This is a genomic window from Acidovorax sp. FG60, from assembly GCF_057808995.1.
Window position 1 is genome coordinate 164,953 of record NZ_JBMDJC010000009.1, and the last position, 22,387, is coordinate 187,339.

A 22,387-nucleotide genomic window follows, 5' to 3' on the forward strand; every position below is an offset into this window, starting at 1 on the left:
GTTCAGGCCGCGATGCGCTTGCCGGTGGTGGCATCGAACGCGTGCAGGCGATCTGCGCGGGGCTGAACATGGATCACGGAATCGGGCGCAGGGGAGTGCGTGCCTTCTTCAACGCGCACGATGATCTGCTCGCCATTGATGCGGCCATAGATCAGGCGCTCGGCGCCCAGCAGCTCCACCGTCTCGACCGTGACCGCCCAGCCTTCGCTGCGCACATCCAGGTGCTCGGGGCGGATGCCCAGGATGGTGCCGGGGGCGGCGCTCGGCGCGTTCTTGAGCAAGTTCATGGGCGGCGAGCCGATGAAGCTGGCCACGAAGGTGGAGGCGGGCGTGTGGTAGACCTCTTCGGGCGTGCCGAACTGTTCCATGTTGCCGGCGTTCATCACGATCATGCGTTCGGCCAATGTCATGGCCTCGACCTGGTCGTGTGTGACGAACAGGCTGGTGATGCCCAGCTCGCGGTGCAGCTTCTGGATCTCCAGGCGGGTCTGGGCGCGCAGCTTGGCGTCCAGGTTGGACAGCGGCTCGTCGAACAGAAACACCTGGGGCTGGCGCACGATGGCGCGGCCCATGGCCACGCGCTGGCGCTGGCCGCCCGAGAGTTCGCGCGGCTTGCGCTCCAGCAGGTGGCCCAGTTCGAGGATCTTGGCGGCCTTGTCCACGCGCGCCTTGATCTCGTCCTTGGGCACCTTGGCGATCTTCAGGCCATACGCCATGTTGTCGAAGTTCGTCATGTGCGGGTACAGCGCGTAGTTCTGGAACACCATCGCGATGTCGCGCTGGGCAGGTTCCAGGTTGTTCACCACACGGTCGCCGATGCGCAGTTCGCCGCCAGAGATTTCTTCCAGGCCTGCCACCATGCGCAGCAGGGTGGATTTGCCGCAGCCCGAGGGGCCGACGATCACGATGAATTCACCGTCCTTGACCTCGGCGTTCACGCCGTGGATGACCTGGTTGGCCTTGGGTCCGTGCCCGTAGCGCTTGATGATGTTGCGTAGAGAGATGGATGCCATTTTGCTATTAAATATGTAGCTGCTAGCGCAGATGTATGAAGCGGTAGGGCCTGTTTTGTCTTTATTTTTCGGTGTCCACCAGGCCCTTGACGAACCAGCGCTGCATGACCACCACCACAAAGGCAGGTGGCAGCATGGCCAGCAGGGCCGTGGCCATCACGATGTTCCACTCGTTGCCTGCGTCGCCGCCGGCCAGCATGCGCTTGATGCCGATCACCACGGGGTACATGTCTTCGGACGTGGTCACCAACAGGGGCCAAAGATACTGGTTCCAGCCATAGATGAACTGGATCACGAACAGCGCGGCAATCGAGGTGCGCGACAGTGGCACCAGGATGTCCTTGAAAAAGCGCATCGGACCGGCGCCGTCCACGCGGGCGGCTTCGACGAGTTCATCGGGCACCGTGAGGAAGAACTGCCGGAACAGGAACGTGGCCGTGGCCGAGGCGATCAGCGGCACCGTGAGGCCCGCATAGGTGTTGAGCATGCCGAGGTCCGACACCACCTGGTAGGTGGGCCCGATACGCACTTCCACGGGCAGCATCAGCGTGATGAAGATCAGCCAGAAGCAGATGCCCTTGAAAGGGAAGCGGAAGTACACGATGGCAAACGCCGACAACAGCGAGATGGCGATCTTGCCCAGCGTGATGACCATGGCGGTGACAAAACTCACCCACATCATGTGCGCCACGGGTGCGGTAGAGCCCGCGCCGGTTCCGCCGCCGAACAAGGCGTCGTGGTAGGTCTGCCAGAAGTTGCCGCCGGGCACCATGGGCATGGGCACCTGCACGATGTCCTGCGCCGTGTGGGTGGAGGCCACGAAGGCCAGGTACAGCGGGAAGCCGACGATGATCACGCCCAGCACCATGATGAGGTGCGAGAACGCGGTGAGATAAGGGCTGCGTTCGACCATTTTTAGTATTGAACCTTTTTCTCGACGTAGCGGAATTGGATGACGGTGAGCACAACGACGATGGCCATCAGCACCACCGACTGTGCGGCCGATCCGCCCATGTCCATGGCCTTGAAGCCATCGTGGTAGACCTTGTAGACCAAGATGGACGTGTCGCGGCCCGGGCCGCCCTGCGTGGTGGCGTCCACGATGGCGAAGGTGTCGAAGAACGCATACACCACATTGATCACCAGCAGGAAGAACGTTGTGGGCGACAACAGCGGGAACTGGATGCTCCAGAAGCGGCGCCATGGGCCTGCACCGTCAATCGCGGCCGCCTCGATGAGCGACTTGGGGATGGACTGCAAGCCCGCTAGGAAGAACAGGAAGTTGTAGGAGATCTGCTTCCACACCGCCGCAATCACGATCAGCGCCATCGCGTGGTCGGAGTTGAGCATGTGGTTCCAGTCGAAACCCGACTGGCGCAGCATGTAGGCCACCACGCCCAGCGAGGGCGAGAACATGAACATCCACAGCACGCCCGCCACCGCAGGCGCCACAGCGTAGGGCAGCAGCAACGCGGTCTTGTAGACCATGGCGCCCTTGATGATGCGGTCGGCAAAGATCGCGAGGAACAGCGACAGCGTGATGCCGCTCACCGCCACCAGGATCGAGAAGAAGGCCGTGGTCTTGAACGATGCCAGGTAACCCGGGTCCTGGAACAGGTCCCGGAAATTGTCGAAACCGACCCATTCCTTCGAAAACCCGAAGGAGTCCTGCATCTGGAACGACTGCACCAGGGCTTGGCCGGCTGGCCAGAAAAAGAAGACGCTGATGATGGCCAGTTGGGGTGCCAGAAGCACCCATGGCAACCATGCAGAGCGGAATAAAACGCGTTTTTCCATGTCGAAACTCTCAAAAAGAAAACCCCGCCGCCCCGTGAACCAATAGGGTTGACGGGGCGGCGGGCTTTCGATGCCACCCGGCAGTGCTGCTGGGCGGTATCGGCAGATGTTCGGCAGTGTTTACTTGTTGGCGCGGGCGAAGCGGCCCAGTTGCTCGTTGCCACGGGTCACGGCGGTGTCCAGTGCTTCCTTGGGCGACTTCTTGCCCGACCAGATCTGCTCGGTTTCCTCGTCGATGATGGCGCGGATCTGCACGAAGTTGCCCAGGCGGATGCCGCGCGACTTGTCCGTGGCCTTCTTGATCATCTGCGTCACGGCCACGTCGGTGCCGGGGTTCTTGGTGTAGAAGCCCGACGCCTCAGTCAGCTGGTAGGCGCCCATGGTCACAGGCAGGTAGCCCGTGCGCTGGTGGCTCGCAGCCTGCACCTTGGTGTCGTTCAGGAAGTTCAGGAAATCGGCCACGCCCTTGTATTCCTCGGCCTTCTTGCCAGACATCACCCACAGGCTGGCACCACCAATGGCGGTGTTCTGGGGGGCACCCTTCACGTCAGGGTAGTAGGGCAGGGCCGAGATGCCGTAGGCAAACTTGGCTTCCTTGGCCACGCGGGCGTACAGGCCCGAGGAGCCCGTCATCATGGCGCACTCGCCCGAGGGGAAGGATGCGTCCGGCACGTTGCCACGGCCCTTGTAGACGAAGCTGCCGTCCTTGGAGGCCTTGGCCAGGTTCTCAAAGTGGCGCACGTGCAATGGCGAGTTGACCTGCAGCTGGGCGTCGTTGCCGTCAAAGCCGTTGTTCTTGGACGCGAACAGCGTGTTGTGCCACAGCGAGAAGCTTTCAAGCTGCGTCCAGCTGATCCAGCTGGTGGTGAACGGGCAGCTGTGACCGCTGGCCTTGAGCTTGGACGCGGCGGCAAACACTTCGGGCCAGGTCTTGGGCGGCTTGTCGGCGTCCAGGCCGGCCTTCTTGAAGGCATCCTTGTTGTAATAGAACACCGTCGTGGAGCTGTTGAGCGGGTAGCTCAGCATCTGGCCATTGGGCGCGGTGTAGTAGCCAGCCACAGCTGACACGTACTGGGTGGGGTCGAACTTGAAGCCGCCGTCGTTCAATACCTTGGCGACGGGCACGATGGCGCCCTTGCTGGCCATCATGGTGGCGGTGCCCACTTCAAACACCTGCAGGATGTGGGGGGCGTTGCCCGCACGGAAGGCGGCGATGGCGCCTGTCATGGATTCGTCATAAGTGCCCTTGTAAGTGGGCACGACCTTGTACTTGGTCTGGCTGGCGTTGTACTGCTTGGCCAGGTCATTGACCCAGTCGCCCAGCGCTGCGCTCATCGAATGCCACCACTGAATCTCAACTTGCTGCGCCTGGGCTTGCGCAGGTGCGCAGACCGACAGGGCAATGGCAGCGCAGACCGCCAGATGCTTCGTTTGCATGAATATTTCCTCCGAGGATGACGAAAAGCACAAAGGCTGGATGCTATGCAGCCGATGTGACATTGATATGTCGTTGTCGCATGACCCCAGCGCTTGCAACAACCGGGAAACCCCTTGGGTAACCCGCAAGGGGAGCGATTGTGACTCTTTTGTGACAAGGTGTGGCGCATTTGCCGAGGCTTGCAAGGTTTTGTGCAATGCACCATGCTGGTGACTGTTCGCTGGTCCCTGTCGCACCGGTTCGTTCGCGCCGCAGCGCGCCGGTTTCTTCCTTCTCCATTTCCTTCTTTCTTATTGCCATGGCCACCAATTCGCTGGACAAGAACAAGATCAAATTTCTGCTGCTCGAAGGCATTCACTCCTCTGCGGTGGATGTGATCCGCGCGGCGGGCTATACGCAGATCGAGACGGTGTCTGGCGCACTGCCCGACGATGAGCTCAAGCGCAAGATCGCGGATGTGCACTTTGTGGGCATCCGCTCGCGCACGCAGCTCACCGAGGAAGTGTTTGCCCAGGCCCACAAGCTCGTGGCCGTGGGCTGCTTTTGCATTGGCACCAACCAGGTGGACCTGAATGCAGCGCGTGAACGCGGTATAGCCGTGTTCAACGCGCCGTACTCCAACACCCGCTCGGTGGCCGAGCTGGTGCTGGCGGAAGCCATCCTGCTGCTGCGCGGTATCCCCGAGAAGAACGCGGTGGCGCACCGGGGCGGCTGGCTCAAGTCGGCCGACAACGCGTATGAAATCCGGGGCAAGACCCTGGGCATCGTGGGCTACGGCTCCATCGGCACCCAGCTGTCGGTGCTGGCCGAGGCCATGGGCATGCACGTGGCCTTCTTTGATGTGGTCAACAAGCTGCCCCTGGGCAATGCCCGCCAGGTGCAGCACCTGCACGACCTGCTGGGCCAGAGCGACATCGTGAGCCTGCACGTTCCCGAGTTGCCGTCCACCGAGGGAATGATCGGCGCCGCCGAGATCGCGGCCATGAAGCCAGGCGGCATCCTCATCAACGCCGCGCGGGGCACGGTGGTGGATATTGAAGCGCTGGCCGCAGCGCTCAAGGCCAAGAAGCTGCTGGGTGCAGCCATCGACGTGTTTCCGGTCGAACCACGCACCAACAAGGACGAGTTCCAGTCCCCCCTGCGTGGCCTGGACAACGTGATCCTGACTCCCCACATCGGCGGCTCCACCATGGAGGCACAGGCCAACATCGGCCTCGAAGTGGCGGAAAAGTTGGTGAAATACAGCGACAACGGCACCAGCACCTCGTCGGTGAACTTTCCAGAGGTCGCGCTGCCCGCCCACCCCGGCAAGCACCGCCTGCTGCACATCCACCGCAACGTGCCGGGTGTGTTGTCCGAAATCAACCGCATCTTCTCGGACAACCAGATCAACATCTCGGCCCAGTACCTGCAGACCAACGAGAAGATCGGCTATGTGGTGATCGACATCGACGCCGCCTCGTCGGACCTGGCATTGGACAAGCTTGCGCAGGTCGGCGGAACCCTGCGCAGCCGCGTGCTGTTCTGAGCGCCAGAGTGGGGGCCGACGCGGGGAGGGCACCGTGGCATAAAATCACGCCCCCACCCCAGGTAGACCCCCATGAATGTTCCGATCGCGTTGGCGGCCTTGCAGACGCAGGCCGCCGAGCCTGCCCGTCTGCGAGAAATTCCCTATAACTACACCTCGTTCTCCGACCGGGAGATCGTGATCCGCCTGCTGGGGTCCTCATCCTGGGAGGTGCTGGACCAATTGCGCAAAGAGCGCCGCACCGGCCGCTCGGCTCGCATGCTGTATGAAGTGCTGGGCGATATCTGGGTCGTGCAGCGCAACCCTTACCTGCAGGACGACCTGCTGGACAACCCCAACCGCCGCAAGCTGCTGGTCGATGCCCTCCAGCACCGCCTGGGCGAGATCGAAAAGCGCCGCACCCCCGCCGATGACGCCGGACGCGACCGTCTGGTGGGTGAACTGGTCGTCGCTGCGCGCCGCGCAGTGGCCGAGTTCAATGCCACCTTCGAGCAGGCCGCGCAGCTGCGCCGCCAGATCCATAAGACCCTGGGCCGCCTGACGGCCAAGGACAACATCAAGTTCGACGGCCTCTCGCGCGTGAGCCATGTGACCGATGCGACCGACTGGCGCGTCGAGTACCCGTTCGTGGTGCTGACCCCCGACACCGAGGTCGAGATGGCCGGCTTGGTCAAGGGCTGCATCGAGCTGGGTCTGACCATCATCCCGCGTGGGGGCGGCACCGGCTACACCGGCGGCGCGATCCCGCTGACCTGGAAGTCGGTGGTCATCAACACCGAAAAGCTTGAAGCCATGACCGAGGTGGAAATGCGCCGCCTGCCGGGCATGGACCGCGAGGTGGGCACGGTGTGGACCGAAGCCGGCGTGGTCACCCAGCGCGTGGCCGATGCGGCCGAGCGTGCAGGTTTTGTGTTTGCGGTGGACCCGACCAGTGCCGAGGCTTCCTGCATTGGCGGCAACATCGCCATGAACGCGGGCGGCAAGAAGGCCGTGCTGTGGGGCACGGCGCTGGACAATCTGGCCAGCTGGCGCATGGTCACGCCCGACGCCCAGTGGCTCGAAGTGACGCGCCTGGACCACAACATGGGCAAGATCCATGACGTCGAGACGGCCACCTTCGAGCTGCAGTATTTCGAGGCCGATGGCAAGACGCCCGTGCGCACCGAGCGCCTGAGCATTCCAGGCAAGACTTTCCGCAAGGAAGGCCTGGGCAAGGATGTGACGGACAAGTTCCTCGCGGGCCTGCCCGGCATCCAGAAGGAAGGCTGCGACGGCCTGATCACCAGCGCACGCTGGGTGGTGCACCGCATGCCCGAGCACACGCGCACCGTGTGCCTGGAGTTCTTCGGCAACGCCAAGGACGCCGTGCCCAGCATCGTCGAGATCAAGGACTTCATGTTCGCCGAGCAAAAGCGCAGTGGCGTGCTGCTGGCGGGCCTGGAGCACCTGGATGACCGCTATCTGAAGGCCGTGGGCTACGCCACCAAGAGCAAGAAGGGCAACGGCGGCCTGCCCAAGATGGTGCTGATTGGCGACATCGCGGGCGACAACGCCGACGACGTGGCCCGCGTGACCAGCGAGGTCGTGCGCCTGGCCAACACCCGCAGCGGTGAAGGTTTCGTGGCCATCACGGCCGATGCGCGCAAGAAGTTCTGGGCCGACCGCAAGAAGACGGCGGCCATCAGCCGCCACACCAACGCCTTCAAGATCAACGAAGACGTGGTGATCCCTCTGCCGCGCATGGCCGAGTACACCGACGGCATCGAGCGCATCAACATCGAGCTGAGCCTGCGCAACAAGATCAAGCTGTGCGATGCGCTGACCGAGTTCTTCGAGCGCGGCAACTTGCCCCTGGGCAAGCATGACGCCGACGACGAAGTCCCATCGCCCGAGCTGCTGCAGGAGCGCGTAGCCCAGGCCATCGCCCTGGTGGAAGAGGTGCGCGCGCTGTGGCAAGGCTGGCTGCACGATGTGGAAACGCTGTTCCCCCAGCTGCAGGACCACACGCTGCGCGCCAGCTGGAAGACCCAGCTGCGGGCGCCGCTGCAAGGCATCTTCACCGGCGCGGCGTTCAAGCCCATCCTGGACGAGGCTGTGGCCATCCACAAGCGCGTGCTCAAGGGCCGGGTGTGGGTGGCGCTGCACATGCATGCGGGCGACGGCAATGTGCACACTAACCTGCCCGTCAACAGCGACGACTATGAGATGCTGCAGACCGCGCACGAGGCCGTGGCGCGCATCATGGTGCTGGCGCGCAGCCTGGACGGCGTGATCTCGGGCGAACACGGCATTGGCATCACCAAGCTGGAGTTTCTGACCGACGAAGAGCTGCGCCCCTTTGCCGAGTACAAGCGCAAGGTGGACCCGGAAGGTCGTTTCAACAAGGGTAAGTTGCTCCGAAATCAGGAGCTGCCAGCGATTGATGGACAAGCGCTGCAGGCCAAAAATGCTTCGAATGCTTCAAACGCTGCGTTGATGCACGCCGATTTGACGAATGCCTACACGCCCAGCTTCGGGCTGATGGGCCACGAGTCGCTGATCATGCAGCAGAGCGACATCGGCGCGATTGCCGACAGCGTCAAGGACTGCCTGCGCTGCGGCAAGTGCAAGCCCGTGTGTTCCACGCACGTGCCACGCGCCAATTTGCTCTACAGCCCGCGCAACAAGATCCTGGCCACCTCGCTGCTGGTCGAGGCGTTTTTGTACGAAGAGCAGACCCGCCGGGGCGTGAGCATCAAGCACTGGCAGGAGTTCGAGGACGTGGCCGACCACTGCACGGTGTGCCACAAGTGCGAAAGCCCCTGCCCGGTGAAGATCGACTTCGGCGACGTCACCATGAACATGCGCAACCTGCTGCGCAAGATGGGCAAGAAGACGTTCCGGCCTGGCAACGCGCTGGCGATGACCATGCTCAACGCCACCAACCCGGACACCATCAAGTTCATGCGTTCGGCCATGGTGGATGTGGGCTTCAAGGCTCAGCGCCTGGCCGTGGACCTGCTGCGCAAGGTGGGCCGCAAGCAAACGGCCAAGCCGCCTGCGACGGTGGGCACCGCTCCGATCAAGGAGCAGGTGATCCATTTCATCAACAAGAAGCTGCCGGGCGGCCTGCCCAAGAAGACGGCGCGCGCGCTGCTCGACATCGAGGACAAGGACTACGTGCCGATCATCCGCAACCCGCAGGCCACCACCGCCGAGACGGAGGCGGTGTTCTACTTCCCCGGTTGCGGGTCGGAGCGGCTGTTCTCGCAAGTGGGCCTGGCCACGCAGGCCATGCTGTGGCACGCCGGTGTGCAGACCGTGCTGCCGCCCGGATACCTGTGCTGCGGCTACCCGCAGCGCGGCTCGGGTCAGTTCGACAAGGCCGAGAAGATGATCACGGACAACCGCGTGCTCTTCCACCGCGTGGCGAACACGCTCAACTACCTGGATATCAAGACCGTGGTGGTGAGCTGCGGCACCTGCTACGACCAGTTGCAGGGCTACGAGTTTGACAAGATCTTCCCGGGCAGCCGCATCATCGACATCCACGAGTACCTGCTCGAAAAGGGTATCCAGCTGCAAGGCAAGGGCGCCTATCTGTACCACGAGCCTTGCCACAACCCCATGAAGCTGCAGGACTCGATGAAGACCGTGAAGGCGCTGGTGGGCGAGCAGGTCTTGAAGAGTGAGCGTTGCTGCGGCGAATCGGGCACGCTAGGTGTGACCCGGCCCGACGTGTCCACGCAGGTGCGCTTCCGCAAGGAAGAAGAGATCAAAAAGGGCGAAGCCCAGCTGCGTGCCAGCGGTGCTGTCGGCGCGCAGGACAACGTGAAGATCCTCACCAGCTGCCCCAGCTGCCTGCAGGGCCTGAACCGCTACGAAGGCGATCTGAACAACGGCCTGCTCGAAGCCGACTACATCGTGGTCGAGATGGCGCGCGAGATTCTGGGCGAGAACTGGATGCCCGACTACGTACAGCGTGCCAACAACGGCGGCATCGAGCGGGTGCTGGTCTGATGGCCTGCCCCTTGTGCGCTGAAGACGGTGGCGCATTGGTGTGGCGTGGTGAGCGCCTGCGTGTCATCCGTGCGCAGGAGGCGGGGTTTCCTGCCTTCTATCGCGTGGTGTGGAATGCACATGTGGCCGAGTTCTCGGACCTGGCTGCCGTTGATCGTGTGCACTGCATGGAGGCAGTGGCCCTGGTGGAGCTGGCCCTGCGCCAGCACCTGTCGCCCACCAAGGTCAACATCGCGGCGCTGGGCAACATGGTGCCGCACCTGCACTGGCATGTGATTGCGCGGTTTGACTGGGACAGTCACTTTCCATCGCCTGTGTGGGCGGCGGCGCAGCGGCCCAGCCCGGCGGCGCAAGAGGCCGGCGTGCGGACCCTGCTGCCCGCGCTGGAGGCGCAGTTGCAATCGCGGCTGGCCCAGTTGCCTACCCGGTAACCCTGTTTGCGGTGTGCCCCAGAGCGGGTGGGACAATCGCAGAGGTCGTTTCTGACAACAGTTTTCTCACAGGTGAATCCATGGCAGGTTTGAAAGCGGGTGCGCCCACGCCGCAGGCAATCACGGTGCATGAGGCATCGCGGGTGCTCGAAGTAGGCTTCTCCGATGGCGCCACGTTCCGCATTCCGTTCGAGCTGATGCGTGTGTATTCACCGTCGGCCGAAGTGCAGGGCCATGGCCCAGGCCAGGAAGTGCTGCAGACGGGCAAGCGGGAGGTCACGCTGGTCAACCTGGAACCCGTGGGTAACTATGCGGTCAAGCCCACGTTTTCTGACGGGCATGACAGCGGCATCTTCACCTGGGACTACCTCTACGAACTGGGCGACAAGCAAGACGCGCTGTGGACCCAGTACACCGAGCGGCTGGCCGCTGCGGGGGCGGACCGCGATGCGCCGATGGCGCCTCAGGGTGGTGCCGGTGGCCATGCCTGTGGCAGCCATTGAGGCTGCGGGCCGGGCGTATTTCTGGAGGAGCACAGAACACGGCGGAAGCCCTTGTCTGTCAAGGTGCTATTGAAATAATAGCTGTTGGTGCAATGTAGAAAAGCGCTGGCGGCTGATTTCTTTTCAATAGCGTTGTCCAAATTGCGACAGATGCCCCATTTCAGTGCGGGGTTGTCGCTGTACCTCTGGCGTTCACGCGCCTAGCATGAATCTTATGAGCACCACGCATTTCGGTTTTCAGTCGGTGGACGAGCAGGAAAAAGCACGCCGCGTGCGCGGCGTGTTCGACTCCGTGGCCTCCAAGTACGACGTGATGAACGACCTCATGTCGGCGGGCCTGCACCGTGCCTGGAAGGCCTACACCGTGATGGTGGCCAACCTCAGCGAAGGCAGCCAGGTGCTCGATATTGCAGGGGGCACGGGCGACCTGGCGCTGGCGTTCTCCAAGAAGGTGGGCGCCACCGGCCGTGTGGTGCACACCGACATCAACGAAGCCATGCTGCGCGTGGGGCGCGACCGCCTGATTGATGCGGGTGTGGTGTTGCCGACACTGGTCTGCGATGCCGAGAAGCTGCCGTTCCCCGACGCACATTTCGATGTGGTGAGCGTTGCTTTTGGCCTGCGCAACATGACGCACAAGGACCAGGCGATTGCCGAAATGTGCCGCGTGCTCAAGCCCGGCGGCAAGCTGCTGGTGCTGGAGTTTTCAAAGGTCGCAAAGCCACTCGAAAAGGTGTACGACTGGTATTCGTTCAAGGTGCTGCCCCAGTTGGGCAAGCTGGTGGCGGGCGACGACGCCAGCTACCGCTACCTGGCCGAGTCCATCCGCATGCACCCCGGGCAGGAAGAGCTCAAAAGCCTCATGCAAAAAAATGGCTTTGGGCATGTGGACTATCACAACATGACTGGGGGCATTGTGGCCTTGCATGTTGGAATCAAGTGCTGAGCGTTTCGCTCAGTCATTAACGGAGACGGAGAAGTCATGATGAAACTGTGGTCTGTGGTGTTGGTTGCGATGCTGGCGTTTGCGCACGCCGATGCCGACGCCCGGCGACTGGGCGGTGGTAAATCGACGGGGCAGCAATCGAGCAACGTTACGCAGCGTGAGTCGGCAGCGCCGGGTGCGCCCGCCCAGAATGCGACCAATGCGGCGGCTGCCAAGCCGCCTGCTGCGGGTGCAGCTCCGGCTGCGGCAGCGGCCAAGAAGCCTTGGGGCGCGATGCTGGGTGGCCTGGCCGCTGGCCTGGGCTTGGCCTGGCTGGCCAGCTCGTTGGGGCTCGGTGCAGGGTTTGCCAACATTCTGATGATTGCGTTGCTGGCCGTGGCCGCGTTTGCCATCTTCAAGATGGTGATGCGCGCACGCAGTGGCGGTGGCAACGGTGGCGCTGCTGCCGGTGGTGCGCCGTTCGCGTTCCAGGGCGCGGGTGCTGCCACGCCCGCCGCAGCGCAGGTGCCTCCGCAGTACAGCCCCAACAACGTGGGCAACGACGCCTCGGCGCGCCCCTGGGAGCGCAGCAGCATGGCGTTTGATGCCTCGCGCGCTGCACAAGGCGGTGCGGGTTCGGGCGTGGTGATCGGCTCGGGCCTGTCCGGCTCGCAGAACTGGGGGATTCCTGAAGGCTTTGATACCGAGGGCTTCCTGTCTGCCGCCAAGCGCAACTTCGTCACCTTGCAAGCGGCCTGGGACCGTTCGGACATCGCCACCCTGCGCTCCATGATGACCGACAGCATGCTCGGCGAGATTCGCACCCAGCTCACGGAGCGCGAAGACCACCGTGGCATGCAGCCCAACCACACCGATGTGGTCATGATCGAAGCCCAGTTGCTGGGCATTGAAGACCTGGGCGACGGCTACATGGCCAGCGTCGAGTTCTCCGGCATGATCCGCGAAGAGCCCTCAGCCGGCCCGAGCCCCTTCCGCGAGGTCTGGAACATGACCAAGCCCAAGGCCGGCAGCAGCGGCTGGCTGGTGGCCGGCGTGCAGGCCCTGCAGTAATAAAGGAAATGCCCCGCTGTGGGGCTATCCCAGTTCAGGGAATAATCGGGGACTATGGCAACACCACAGTCCCCTTTTTCGTTTCTGGACGGCCTCTTTGAGCGGGTGGCCGCCGGCCCCCAACCCCCCCAGTGGCTCGTGCATGAGATGCAGCAGCGCATGGTGCTGTTCCTCAACCATGTACTGATGCAGGAAAAAGAGGCCATGGACCGCCTGGTGCGTCAGAAGGGCCGCATCGCCCGCGTGCAGTGGCGTGCGTATTCGATGGCCCTGGTCATCACGCCCGCTGGGCTGTTCAACCTGGCGCCCGAAACTGCCGCGCCCGATTTGCAGCTTCACGTCACCGAGACCTCTCCCTTTGCGCTGGCCCAGACGGCCCTGCGGGGTGACAAGCCCGCCATCCGCATCGAGGGCGATGTGCAACTGGCCGCCGAAATCAACTGGCTGGTCGATCACGTGCGCTGGGATGTTGAGGAGGACCTGGCGCGTGTGATCGGTGACGCTCCCGCCCACACTGTGGCGCAGGTGGCGAGCCGCGCTGCGCAAGCGCTGCGCCAGTTCGTGGGCACGCGCGTTGCACCAACGTCTTCAGCCGTCGCGCCCATGCCATCCGGACCCTCCACGCCTTCCGCGCCAAACAGCGGTTCCGACCGGGCTGGCGCATGAAGCAGTTCCTGAGGGGCGGCGCCATCCTGTGGGTGGTGTTCCGGTACGGCCTGGACGCCATGGTGCTGGACAGTTTCCAGAAGCCCTGGCTGCGATCGGTATCGCGCGTCCTGTCGTTCGGACGCAACCTGGATGCACCGCGCGGCCAGCGGCTGCGCTTGGCGCTGGAGCGCCTGGGCCCCATCTTCGTCAAGTTTGGTCAGGTGCTTTCGACACGCCGCGACCTGCTCCCGCCCGATGTGGCCGACGAGCTGGCCCGGCTGCAGGACCGCGTGCCGCCCTTCGCCCCGGAGATCGCCATCGCCACGATCGAGCGGGCATTCCGGCGGCCGGTGGATGAGGTCTTCACGTTCTTTGACCGCGTGCCGGTGGCCAGCGCCTCCATTGCGCAGGTGCATTTCGCCACGCTGCGGGACCGCCATGGCATCGAGCGCGAGGTGGCGGTCAAGGTGCTGCGCCCGGGCATGTTGCCCGTGATCGAGAAAGACCTGAGTCTCATGCGCATGATGGCCGGGTGGGTGGAGAGCCTGTCGGCCGACGGCAAGCGCCTCAAGCCCCGCGAGGTGGTGGCCGAGTTCGACAACTACCTGCACGACGAACTGGATCTGGTGCGGGAGGCCGCCAACGCTGCGCAGTTGCGCCGCAACATGCAGGGGCTGGACCTCGTGCTGATCCCTGAGATTTTCTGGGACTTCTGCCACCCCGAGGTCATGGTGATGCAGCGCATGAACGGTGTGCCCATCAGCCAGATCGAGCGCCTGCGGGAAGCCGGGGTGGACATCCCCAAACTCGCGCGCGACGGCGTCACCATCTTCTTCACCCAGGTGTTCCGTGACGGCTTCTTTCATGCCGACATGCACCCCGGCAACATCCAGGTGAGCCTGGATCCGGCCACCTTTGGGCGCTATATCTCGCTGGATTTCGGCATCGTGGGCACGCTCACCGAGTCTGACAAGGAGTACCTGGCGCAGAACTTCGTGGCGTTCTTCCGGCGCGACTACAAGCGCGTGGCGGAGCTGCATATTGAAAGTGGCTGGGTGCCGCCCGAGACGCGGGTGAACGACCTCGAATCGGCCATCCGCGCCGTGTGCGAGCCGTACTTTGATCGCCCGCTCAAAGAGATCTCATTGGGCATGGTGCTGATGCGCCTGTTCCAGACCTCGCGCCGCTTCCACGTCGAGATTCAGCCCCAGCTGGTGCTGCTGCAAAAAACCCTGCTCAATATCGAAGGCCTGGGCCGCGAGCTGGACCCGGAGCTGGACCTGTGGAGCACGGCCAAGCCCTTCCTGGAAAAGTGGATGCTGGAGCAGATGGGGCCGCAGCGCCTGTGGCGGGAGCTGCGGGCCGAGGCGCCCCACTATGCCAAGCTGATTCCCGAGCTGCCGCGCCTGCTGCACGACGCCTTGCGGCAGCGCCCGGCCGACCAGCAGCAAGCCTTGCGCGAACTGCTGGAAGTCCAGCACCGTACCAACCGGCTGCTCCAGTCCATCATTTATGGCGGCGTCGGTTTTGTGCTGGGCCTTCTGGCGATGCAGTTGTTTGTGCGGATGCGGATTTTCTGAAACGGTGCGAACGGCACGAAAGTTGCCTTCATAATCCGCTGCAACTTTTGTTACGAATTTTGTAGCAAAGTGGTCACCCCTGGATCTGCAGGGGCCTCGGCGTGTCGGCCCACGGCACGCCGGGCGCACACCTGCTTTTTGTAACCTTCCTTGGAGTTTCGGAGCGGCGCCATGCTGATCACATTCATCGTTCTGTACCTGCTGGTCTCGATTGGTATCGGCCTGTATGCCGCCACGCGCGTGCACAACACGGCCGACTATGCGGTGGCGGGCCGCAGCCTGCCCCTGGCTGTGGTGATAGCCACGACCTTTGCGACCTGGTTTGGATCGGAAACCGTTCTCGGCGTGTCAGCCCGGTTTGTGGATGGTGGGCTGGGTGCGGTGGTGGAGGACCCATTTGGCGCCTCCATGTGCCTGGTTCTTGTGGGGCTGTTCTTTGCCTACAAGCTTTATAAGAAGAACCTCATCACCCTGGGTGACTACTACCGCCAGCGTTACGGGCGTGTGATCGAAGTGGCTTGTTCAGCCATCATCATGTTCAGCTACCTGGGATGGGTGGCTGCGCAGATCACGGCTCTTGGGCTGGTGTTCAACCTGCTGACGCAGGGGTATGTGTCCGTCACCATGGGCATGGTCATCGGTACGGTCATCGTTCTGGTCTACACCCTGTATGGCGGCATGTGGTCGGTGGCCATGACCGACTTTGTCCAGATGATTGTGATCGCCGTGGGGCTGCTGGCCATCGCCTGGTACGCGGCGGACCTGGCCGGAGGGGCGGGCAAGGTCGTGGAATATGCCGCGCGTGAAGGCAAGTTCCAGTTCTTTCCCGCGGGTGGGCTCAAGGAGTGGACCTTTTTCTTTGCCGCCGCGATCACGATGATGCTGGGCTCCATACCCCAGCAGGATGTTTTTCAGCGCGTGATGTCGTCCAACAGCGCCGAGACAGCGCGCACCGGCCCGGTCATCGGAGGGGTGCTGTACCTGCTGTTTGCCTTCATCCCCATGTTTGTCGTTACGGCCGCCGTGTTGGTCATGCCCGAAACCGCCCAGGCGCTGCTCAAGGACGATCCCCAGAAAGTGCTGCCCACGCTGGTGATGGAACGCATGCCGCTGATTCTTCAGATCGCCTTCTTTGGCGCGCTGCTCTCGGCCATCATGTCCACCGCCTCTGCCACGTTGCTCGCACCGTCCACCACCTTTGTGGAGAACATCCTGCACAACCTGCGGCCTGGCATGACCGATGCCCAGACACTGAAGGCCATGCGCATTTCGGTGCTCGTGTTTACCGCCTGCGTGCTCACTTACGCGATCACCATGCAGGGCACGTCGATCTATGAACTGGTGTCGGGCGCTTACCAGGTACCGCTGGTGGGGGCTTTTGTCCCCCTGGTGTTCGGCCTGTACTGGAAGCGCGCGACCACCCAGGGCGCCATCCTGGCTGTGGCCATGGGCCTGGGTGTGTGGCTGCTGTTTGTGGCCAGCCCCATGCTGTCCGAAGCGTTCCCGCAGCAACTGGCTGGGGTGCTGGCGGCATTGGTCGGCATGATCGGGGGCTCGCTGGCGCCGCAGTGGATCGACGACCACAAAGGCCACGTCACCCACTACGAGGGCAGCGCCAGCTGATTGCATCGCCCCATGCCCAGTGCGTGGGGCTTGAGGATGGGCATGCCGCCTATAATTGAGGGTTTTGGTGCGACACGTAACGTGTTGCTCTGAGAGAGGTAGCTAGCCTCACTAAATAATTAGCAATTAAATCAAGCACTTACGGTGCTTTTATTTAGAGATTGAGAGCCGGTAAAACGGTCCTCTACAGACCGCAACCTAGTTGCGGTTTTGATAACTGCAGCGGGTAAAACCGACTGCAATGCAGGGTTAAACCTGCTTTCATCGCGGCAGTGATGCCGTCTGTGGCGCTCGCGCAACTTGCCGACGAGTCCGCCACAAGCGGAACTCGCCAATGGGATGACCAAATCCGTCCACGGATTGGTCACCTTGTAAATTGCGCTGCGCATCTCTGACTCTCAGAGTGCTCTGCTCTGTTTTGCCTTGTCACACCTTCGTCCGAAGTGCTGTGACCTCTTGTACGACCATGAGTAGCCTAGAGTGGCATGCGGGGACGGTAACGTCTCCGTAGGAAGCCCGCTCGACAATGCGTCCCCGTAACACGGCTGGAGTCCCCTGCGAGGGGGGCGTCAGGACCATCGCCAGCAGAGGTGATATAGGACGCTAGGCTAGTTCCGCATGGGCAACATAAGTGAATCATCGTTTGAACCAGGGTAACAATTGAGCGGCCAAATCTGCTGATAGGCCGTAACCAAACGGTACGCTGCTGGCATCACCTGTCAAAACTAGGTGTTCGTCGTCATACATGCAGCCCCTGGAGAGATGAGCCCTAAACGGATAGACGTAAACAACGCAAGTTGTCATTCGTCGGCAAGACAGGGAACGTGGTAAGCCCCACTGTCCGCCTAAGCGCTCTGCGCAAGGGCAGGGAAGTCGCGAGACGACCTGTTGGATGAGGGGGTATGGGATAGCGGAGAAAGCGAATGGTTACCTGTAATGGGTGGCATAGGGGCCCGTGCCCTGACGCGAAAGCGTGCTGACTTCCGCGTGGTGCAATCGTCGTTACACGACTGACTAAGTTCAAACCGACCCCGAAGGGATGCTCAATTCCCCTTCGGGGGAGGTGTGCGTCTCCAGGGGTTCAACCTGGAGGAAAGCATGAGAAAACACGTCGCTTCGCGCGACGAGTCTGCGTCCCCACGCGAACCGCAAGACTGGCACTCCATCGATTGGGGTCTAGTAGCGCGGAACGTGCGGACGACGCAGACCCGTTTAGCGAAGGCTACGCAAGAAAAAGACTGGCGCCGCGTGAAAGCGCTGCAAAGGTCTCTAACTCACTCGTTCTCGGCCAGAGCGCTGGCCGTGAGACGAGTGACCGAAAACCAGGGCAAACGAACGAGTGGCGTCGATCGCGAACTTTGGGATTCGCCTGCCTCCAAATGGGCGGCGATCGGTCGGTTGAAGAATCTTCGAGGGTACAAACCGCTGCCCCTGCGGCGGGTCTACATTCCCAAAGCAAACGGGAAGGAAAGGCCGCTTGGCATTCCGACCATGTTTGACAGGGCTATGCAGGCGTTGCACCTACTGGCATTGGAGCCAGTGTCAGAGAGCACCAGCGACCCGAACAGCTACGGCTTTCGGACTGGGCGCTCAACGCACGATGCCATGAGCCAGTTGTTCGTTTCCTTGTCTCAGAAGGCCTCGGCCAAATGGGTATTGGAAGCCGACATTCAGGGGTTCTTCGACCATATCAATCATGACTGGATGCTCGATCGTGTTCTCACAAACAGGGCAGTGCTGCGGAAATGGTTGAAAGCCGGAGTGGTCCATCAGGGTCGCTTCTCGCCGACAGATGAGGGAACACCGCAAGGTGGTGTCATTTCGCCAACCCTGGCGAACTGCGTTCTGAATGGGTTGGAAACGGATCTCACCGCGCACTTAAAGGCGCGGCTGGGTGTCGTGAAAGCCCGTAGAGCCAAAGTAAATGTGGTCCGCTTCGCGGACGACTTCGTCATCACTGGGAGCTCACGAGAGCTGTTAGAGATTGAAGTTCGACCATGGGTAGAAGCCTTCCTTGCAAAACGAGGATTGCGACTATCGCTGGAAAAGACCTGCGTCACGCACATTGACCGAGGCTTCGATTTCCTTGGATGGAACTTCCGCAAATACCGTGGAAAGTTGCTAATCAAGCCTAGCAAGAAAAACGTGAAAGCGTTTTACCGAAAGGTATCGGAAATCGTACGGACGCATCTATCGACGAAACAGGAGGATCTCATTGCGCAACTGAACCCAATCCTTCGGGGCTGGGCTAGGTATCACCAACCGGTGGTCGCGAAAGAGACGTTCAGTCGGCTGGACTACCTCATCTACTGGCGGCTTGTCCGCTGGGCGAGGAGGCGACATCCGAAGAAGTCCCCAAGCTGGTGCACCCAACGTTACTGGAAGGTCATTGGTGAAAGGACAGAGTTCGCAGCCAAAGTAGGTACAGAAGACGAACCGATCATGAAACGGTTGGCGCGATTAAGCGACACAGTGATTGAAAGGCATGAAAAGATCAAAGGAGACTACAACCCCTTTGATCCTGTCTGGGAGGAGTATGGAGAGACGTTGCGGACGAAACGCACGGCAAAGAGCCTGCGCCATCGTTACGAAGCGTCAATGCTGTATATCTCCCAGGACGGGCGCTGTGCACTCTGCACGGAACTGCTCGATCATGAGGGCGGTTGGCACGATCATCACATTGTTTACAAGGTGAATGGCGGGTCGGACGCTATGTCTAACCGGGTGCTCCTGCACCCGGTGTGCCATCAGAGGCTGCATGCCCTTGGGTTGCCGGTCGCGAAGCCGGCCTCAACAAGGCTTAGGGTCCAGGATAAGAAAGGCGCGTAGAGTAAAATCGCGTGTTTTGCTTATTGCTGTACTAAGTTGTGCTTGAGCCGTGTGCGGTGAAAGTCGCACGCACGGTTCTTAGGGGGGGATGGTCCAGTAATGGGCTGTCCCTACCCTCCCACTTTCCCTCAACACACTGACATGCCTATTTACGCCTACAAATGCGGCTCCTGCGGCCATGCCAAGGATGTGCTGCAAAAAATCTCTGATGCGCCCCTCACGGTGTGCCCCGCCTGCGGCGCGGAAGCATTTTCCAAGCAGGTCACAGCGGCCGGCTTCCAGCTCAAGGGCTCGGGCTGGTATGTGACCGATTTTCGCGGTGGCAGCGGTGGCAGTTCTGCCCCTGCGACGGACAGCAAGACGGAACCGAAAACCGAGACCGCGGCGCCGGCAAGTACTGGTGATGCTCCTAAAAAAGAAGCATCTGGTGCAGCAGCATCAAGCGCTGGTGGCAGTTCTACCACTTCCACCTCCTCTGCGAGCTGAGTGACTCTCATGGCTGCCTTGCGCAAGTGGCTGTTGACCGGCCTTCTGGTGATCGTGCCGGGGGTTATCACGGCCTGGGTGCTCAACTGGATCGTGAGCACGCTGGACCAGACCCTCCAAATCCTGCCTGTTGCATGGCATCCCGACAAGCTGCTGGGCTTTCACGTCCCGGGCTTTGGAGTGGTTCTCACGCTGCTGATCCTGTTGGTGGTCGGTGCCGTCGCCAGCAACTTCGCGGGCCGCAAGCTCGTGCAGTGGGGTGATGCGGTGGTGCACCGCATCCCGGTGGTGCGTTCGATCTATTCCAGCGTCAAGCAGGTGTCCGACACGCTTTTTTCCGAAAGCGGCAATGCCTTTCGCAAGGCCGTGCTGGTGCAGTGGCCGCGCGAGGGCGTCTGGACCGTGGCCTTCGTCACTGGCGCGCCCAATGGCGAGGTGGCGGCATACCTGCGCGATGAATTCGTGAGCGTGTATGTGCCCACCACGCCTAACCCCACCGGCGGGTATTTTGTGATGCTGCGCAAGAGCGACTGCGTCGAGCTCGACATGAGCGTGGACGCCGCCCTCAAATACATTGTTTCGATGGGCGTGGTCGCTCCGGCTGACCCCACGCTTGTTTCCCACAGTAAGTAAATCCCTTTAACGCGCCCCTTGGGCGCCGGAAGTTTCTGCCATGGCCATGCGTTCCCACTATTGCGGTCTTGTGACCGAAGCCCTGATGGGCCAAACCGTTACCCTGTCTGGCTGGGTGAACCGTCGTCGTGACCATGGCGGCGTGATCTTCATCGACCTGCGCGACCGCGAAGGCTACGTGCAGGTGGTGTGCGACCCCGACCGTGCCGAGATGTTCAAGACCGCCGAAGACGTGCGCAACGAGTTCTGCGTGCAGGTGGTGGGCCTGGTGCGCCCCCGCCCTGACGGCACGACCAACGACAAGCTCAAGAGCGGCCAGATCGAAGTGCTGTGCCATGAGCTGAACGTGCTCAACCCCTCGGTCACGCCTCCGTTCCAGATGGACGACGAGAACCTGTCGGAAACCACGCGCCTCACGCACCGTGTGATGGACCTGCGCCGCCCGCACATGCAGCGCAACATGATGCTGCGCTACAAGACCTCCATCCAGGTGCGCAACTTCCTGGACAAGGAAGGCTTCATCGACATCGAAACGCCCATGCTGGGCAAAAGCACGCCCGAAGGCGCGCGCGACTACCTGGTGCCCAGCCGCGTGCACGACGGCCAGTTCTTCGCGCTGCCCCAGTCGCCCCAGCTCTACAAGCAGATGCTGATGGTGGCTGGCTACGACCGCTACTACCAGATCACCAAGTGCTTCCGCGACGAAGACCTGCGCGCCGACCGCCAGCCCGAATTCACGCAGATCGACTGCGAGACGTCGTTCCTGGGCGAAGAAGAAATCCGTGCGATCTTCCAGCGCATGATCACCGAGGTGTTCCAGCAGCAACTGGGCGTGGACCTGGGCGAATTCCCGATCATGACTTACCAGGAAGCGGCTTTCCGCTTTGGCTCGGACAAGCCCGACCTGCGCGTAAAGCTCGAATTCACCGAGCTGACCGAAGTGATGAAGGACGTGGACTTCAAGGTCTTCTCTGCTCCCGCCACCACCAAGGGCGGCCGTGTGGTTGCCCTGCGCGTGCCCGGCGGCGCACAGATCTCGCGCGGTGAGATCGATGCCTACACCGAGTTCGTGAAGATCTACGGCGCCAAGGGCCTGGCCTGGATCAAGGTCAACGAAGTGGCCCAGGGCCGCGAAGGGCTGCAGTCGCCCATCGTGAAGAACCTGCATGACGCGGCCATCGCTGAAATCCTCAAGCGCACGGGTGCGCAGGACGGTGACCTGCTGTTCTTCGGTGCCGACAAGGAAAAGATCGTCAACGATTCCATCGGCGCGCTGCGACTGAAGATCGGCCACAGCGAGTTCGGCAAGAAGAGCGGTCTCTTTGAAAACCGCTGGGCGCCGCTGTGGGTGGTGGACTTTCCCATGTTCGAGCACGACGAGGAAGAAGACCGTTGGACGGCCGTGCACCACCCCTTCACCAGCCCCAAGGACGGCCATGAAGAGTTCATGGCCACTGATCCCGGCAAGTGCATCGCCAAGGCCTACGACATGGTGCTCAACGGCTGGGAGCTGGGCGGTGGCTCGGTGCGTATCCATCGCGCCGATGTGCAGAAGAAGGTGTTCGATGCGCTCAAGATCACACCCGAAGACGCACAGGCCAAGTTCGGCTACCTGCTGGATGCCCTGCAGTACGGCGCGCCCCCACACGGTGGCCTGGCCTTCGGTCTGGACCGCCTTATCACGCTGATGACCGGTGCGGAATCGATCCGTGACGTGATCGCTTTCCCCAAGACCCAGCGCGCCCAGGACCTGCTCACGCAGGCGCCTTCGCCCGTGGACGAAAAGCAGTTGCGCGAGCTGCACATCCGCCTGCGCAACATCGACGCTGTCAAGGCAGCCTGATCCGGGGCTTTCCCCGAACCCGGCGCGGATCCACTCTCGT

General features: G+C 62.0%; 17 protein-coding genes. 13 read left to right on the plus strand and 4 right to left on the minus strand.

The annotated features are described in order from the left end of the window. Positions 1-2: 2 nt before the first annotated feature. The 4 genes from ACODS0_RS15355 to ugpB all read right to left on the minus strand — a co-directional run bounded on the left by ACODS0_RS15355 (position 3) and on the right by ugpB (position 4,247). On the minus strand, positions 3-1,013 hold the full coding sequence (locus tag ACODS0_RS15355; RefSeq protein WP_055399144.1) for a sn-glycerol-3-phosphate import ATP-binding protein UgpC: 1,011 nt from the start codon (positions 1,011-1,013) through the stop codon (positions 3-5). A gap of 61 nt (positions 1,014-1,074) precedes the next feature. After that, the gene (gene ugpE / locus ACODS0_RS15360; protein WP_121422465.1) at positions 1,075-1,926 is read right to left on the minus strand and encodes a sn-glycerol-3-phosphate ABC transporter permease UgpE; all 852 of its coding nucleotides are present in this window, start codon (positions 1,924-1,926) and stop codon (positions 1,075-1,077) included. Positions 1,927-1,928: 2 nt separating this feature from the next. Further along, on the minus strand, positions 1,929-2,810 hold the full coding sequence (gene ugpA / locus ACODS0_RS15365; protein WP_121422466.1) for a sn-glycerol-3-phosphate ABC transporter permease UgpA: 882 nt from the start codon (positions 2,808-2,810) through the stop codon (positions 1,929-1,931). 120 nt (positions 2,811-2,930) lie between these two features. Further along, the gene (gene ugpB / locus ACODS0_RS15370) at positions 2,931-4,247 is read right to left on the minus strand and encodes a sn-glycerol-3-phosphate ABC transporter substrate-binding protein UgpB (protein ID WP_055399138.1); all 1,317 of its coding nucleotides are present in this window, start codon (positions 4,245-4,247) and stop codon (positions 2,931-2,933) included. Between the two features lie 299 nt (positions 4,248-4,546). Here ugpB and serA point away from each other — a divergent pair, with 299 nt between their 5' ends. From serA to aspS, 13 genes are all read left to right on the plus strand, one after another. After that, positions 4,547-5,776 carry a phosphoglycerate dehydrogenase gene (gene serA / locus ACODS0_RS15375; RefSeq protein ID WP_306553523.1) on the plus strand — a complete coding sequence of 410 codons (1,230 nt, stop codon included), beginning with the start codon at positions 4,547-4,549 and terminating at the stop codon, positions 5,774-5,776. 72 nt (positions 5,777-5,848) lie between these two features. Beyond that, positions 5,849-9,775, plus strand: coding sequence for a DUF3683 domain-containing protein (locus ACODS0_RS15380; protein WP_488835866.1), 3,927 nt, complete (start codon positions 5,849-5,851; stop codon positions 9,773-9,775). Further along, on the plus strand, positions 9,775-10,206 hold the full coding sequence (locus tag ACODS0_RS15385; RefSeq protein WP_488835868.1) for an HIT family protein: 432 nt from the start codon (positions 9,775-9,777) through the stop codon (positions 10,204-10,206). The genes ACODS0_RS15380 and ACODS0_RS15385 overlap by 1 nt, the downstream gene beginning before the upstream one ends. Before the next feature lie 80 nt (positions 10,207-10,286). After that, the gene (locus ACODS0_RS15390) at positions 10,287-10,709 is read left to right on the plus strand and encodes a gamma-butyrobetaine hydroxylase family protein (protein WP_488835870.1); all 423 of its coding nucleotides are present in this window, start codon (positions 10,287-10,289) and stop codon (positions 10,707-10,709) included. Between the two features lie 214 nt (positions 10,710-10,923). After that, the gene (ubiE, locus tag ACODS0_RS15395) at positions 10,924-11,655 is read left to right on the plus strand and encodes a bifunctional demethylmenaquinone methyltransferase/2-methoxy-6-polyprenyl-1,4-benzoquinol methylase UbiE (protein ID WP_121507415.1); all 732 of its coding nucleotides are present in this window, start codon (positions 10,924-10,926) and stop codon (positions 11,653-11,655) included. Positions 11,656-11,691: 36 nt separating this feature from the next. Then, positions 11,692-12,705, plus strand: a complete 1,014-nt coding sequence (locus tag ACODS0_RS15400) for a Tim44 domain-containing protein (RefSeq protein ID WP_055399128.1) — start codon at positions 11,692-11,694, stop codon at positions 12,703-12,705. 54 nt (positions 12,706-12,759) lie between these two features. Further along, complete coding sequence (locus ACODS0_RS15405; RefSeq protein WP_121507413.1) at positions 12,760-13,371, plus strand: ubiquinone biosynthesis accessory factor UbiJ; 612 nt, start codon at positions 12,760-12,762, stop codon at positions 13,369-13,371. Further along, complete coding sequence (gene ubiB, locus ACODS0_RS15410; RefSeq protein ID WP_488835873.1) at positions 13,368-14,933, plus strand: ubiquinone biosynthesis regulatory protein kinase UbiB; 1,566 nt, start codon at positions 13,368-13,370, stop codon at positions 14,931-14,933. Before ACODS0_RS15405 ends, ubiB begins: the two co-directional genes overlap by 4 nt. Positions 14,934-15,104: 171 nt before the next feature. After that, complete coding sequence (locus tag ACODS0_RS15415; protein WP_488835875.1) at positions 15,105-16,556, plus strand: high affinity choline transporter 1; 1,452 nt, start codon at positions 15,105-15,107, stop codon at positions 16,554-16,556. 1,098 nt (positions 16,557-17,654) lie between these two features. Continuing rightward, on the plus strand, positions 17,655-19,385 hold the full coding sequence (gene ltrA / locus ACODS0_RS15420) for a group II intron reverse transcriptase/maturase (RefSeq protein WP_295937568.1): 1,731 nt from the start codon (positions 17,655-17,657) through the stop codon (positions 19,383-19,385). A 141-nt stretch (positions 19,386-19,526) separates the two neighbouring features. Then, entirely contained in the window at positions 19,527-19,871 is a 345-nt protein-coding gene (locus tag ACODS0_RS15425) for an FmdB family zinc ribbon protein (RefSeq protein WP_488835878.1), read from the plus strand. Positions 19,872-19,880: 9 nt separating this feature from the next. Then, positions 19,881-20,504, plus strand: coding sequence for a DUF502 domain-containing protein (locus ACODS0_RS15430; protein WP_055399363.1), 624 nt, complete (start codon positions 19,881-19,883; stop codon positions 20,502-20,504). A gap of 40 nt (positions 20,505-20,544) precedes the next feature. Further along, complete coding sequence (aspS, locus tag ACODS0_RS15435) at positions 20,545-22,347, plus strand: aspartate--tRNA ligase (RefSeq protein WP_121507410.1); 1,803 nt, start codon at positions 20,545-20,547, stop codon at positions 22,345-22,347. The last annotated feature ends 40 nt before the right edge of the window (positions 22,348-22,387 follow it).

Bases quoted from the DNA above. Each gene is read 5' to 3' on its own strand.
- ACODS0_RS15355 (WP_055399144.1), bottom strand. From the start codon at position 1,013: ATGGCATCCATCTCTCTACGCAACATCATCAAGCGCTACGGGCACGGA.
- ugpE (WP_121422465.1), bottom strand. From the start codon at position 1,926: ATGGTCGAACGCAGCCCTTATCTCACCGCGTTCTCGCACCTCATCATG.
- ugpA (WP_121422466.1), bottom strand. From the start codon at position 2,810: ATGGAAAAACGCGTTTTATTCCGCTCTGCATGGTTGCCATGGGTGCTT.
- ugpB (WP_055399138.1), bottom strand. From the start codon at position 4,247: ATGCAAACGAAGCATCTGGCGGTCTGCGCTGCCATTGCCCTGTCGGTC.
- serA (WP_306553523.1), top strand. From the start codon at position 4,547: ATGGCCACCAATTCGCTGGACAAGAACAAGATCAAATTTCTGCTGCTC.
- ACODS0_RS15380 (WP_488835866.1), top strand. From the start codon at position 5,849: ATGAATGTTCCGATCGCGTTGGCGGCCTTGCAGACGCAGGCCGCCGAG.
- ACODS0_RS15385 (WP_488835868.1), top strand. From the start codon at position 9,775: ATGGCCTGCCCCTTGTGCGCTGAAGACGGTGGCGCATTGGTGTGGCGT.
- ACODS0_RS15390 (WP_488835870.1), top strand. From the start codon at position 10,287: ATGGCAGGTTTGAAAGCGGGTGCGCCCACGCCGCAGGCAATCACGGTG.
- ubiE (WP_121507415.1), top strand. From the start codon at position 10,924: ATGAGCACCACGCATTTCGGTTTTCAGTCGGTGGACGAGCAGGAAAAA.
- ACODS0_RS15400 (WP_055399128.1), top strand. From the start codon at position 11,692: ATGATGAAACTGTGGTCTGTGGTGTTGGTTGCGATGCTGGCGTTTGCG.
- ACODS0_RS15405 (WP_121507413.1), top strand. From the start codon at position 12,760: ATGGCAACACCACAGTCCCCTTTTTCGTTTCTGGACGGCCTCTTTGAG.
- ubiB (WP_488835873.1), top strand. From the start codon at position 13,368: ATGAAGCAGTTCCTGAGGGGCGGCGCCATCCTGTGGGTGGTGTTCCGG.
- ACODS0_RS15415 (WP_488835875.1), top strand. From the start codon at position 15,105: ATGCTGATCACATTCATCGTTCTGTACCTGCTGGTCTCGATTGGTATC.
- ltrA (WP_295937568.1), top strand. From the start codon at position 17,655: ATGAGAAAACACGTCGCTTCGCGCGACGAGTCTGCGTCCCCACGCGAA.
- ACODS0_RS15425 (WP_488835878.1), top strand. From the start codon at position 19,527: ATGCCTATTTACGCCTACAAATGCGGCTCCTGCGGCCATGCCAAGGAT.
- ACODS0_RS15430 (WP_055399363.1), top strand. From the start codon at position 19,881: ATGGCTGCCTTGCGCAAGTGGCTGTTGACCGGCCTTCTGGTGATCGTG.
- aspS (WP_121507410.1), top strand. From the start codon at position 20,545: ATGGCCATGCGTTCCCACTATTGCGGTCTTGTGACCGAAGCCCTGATG.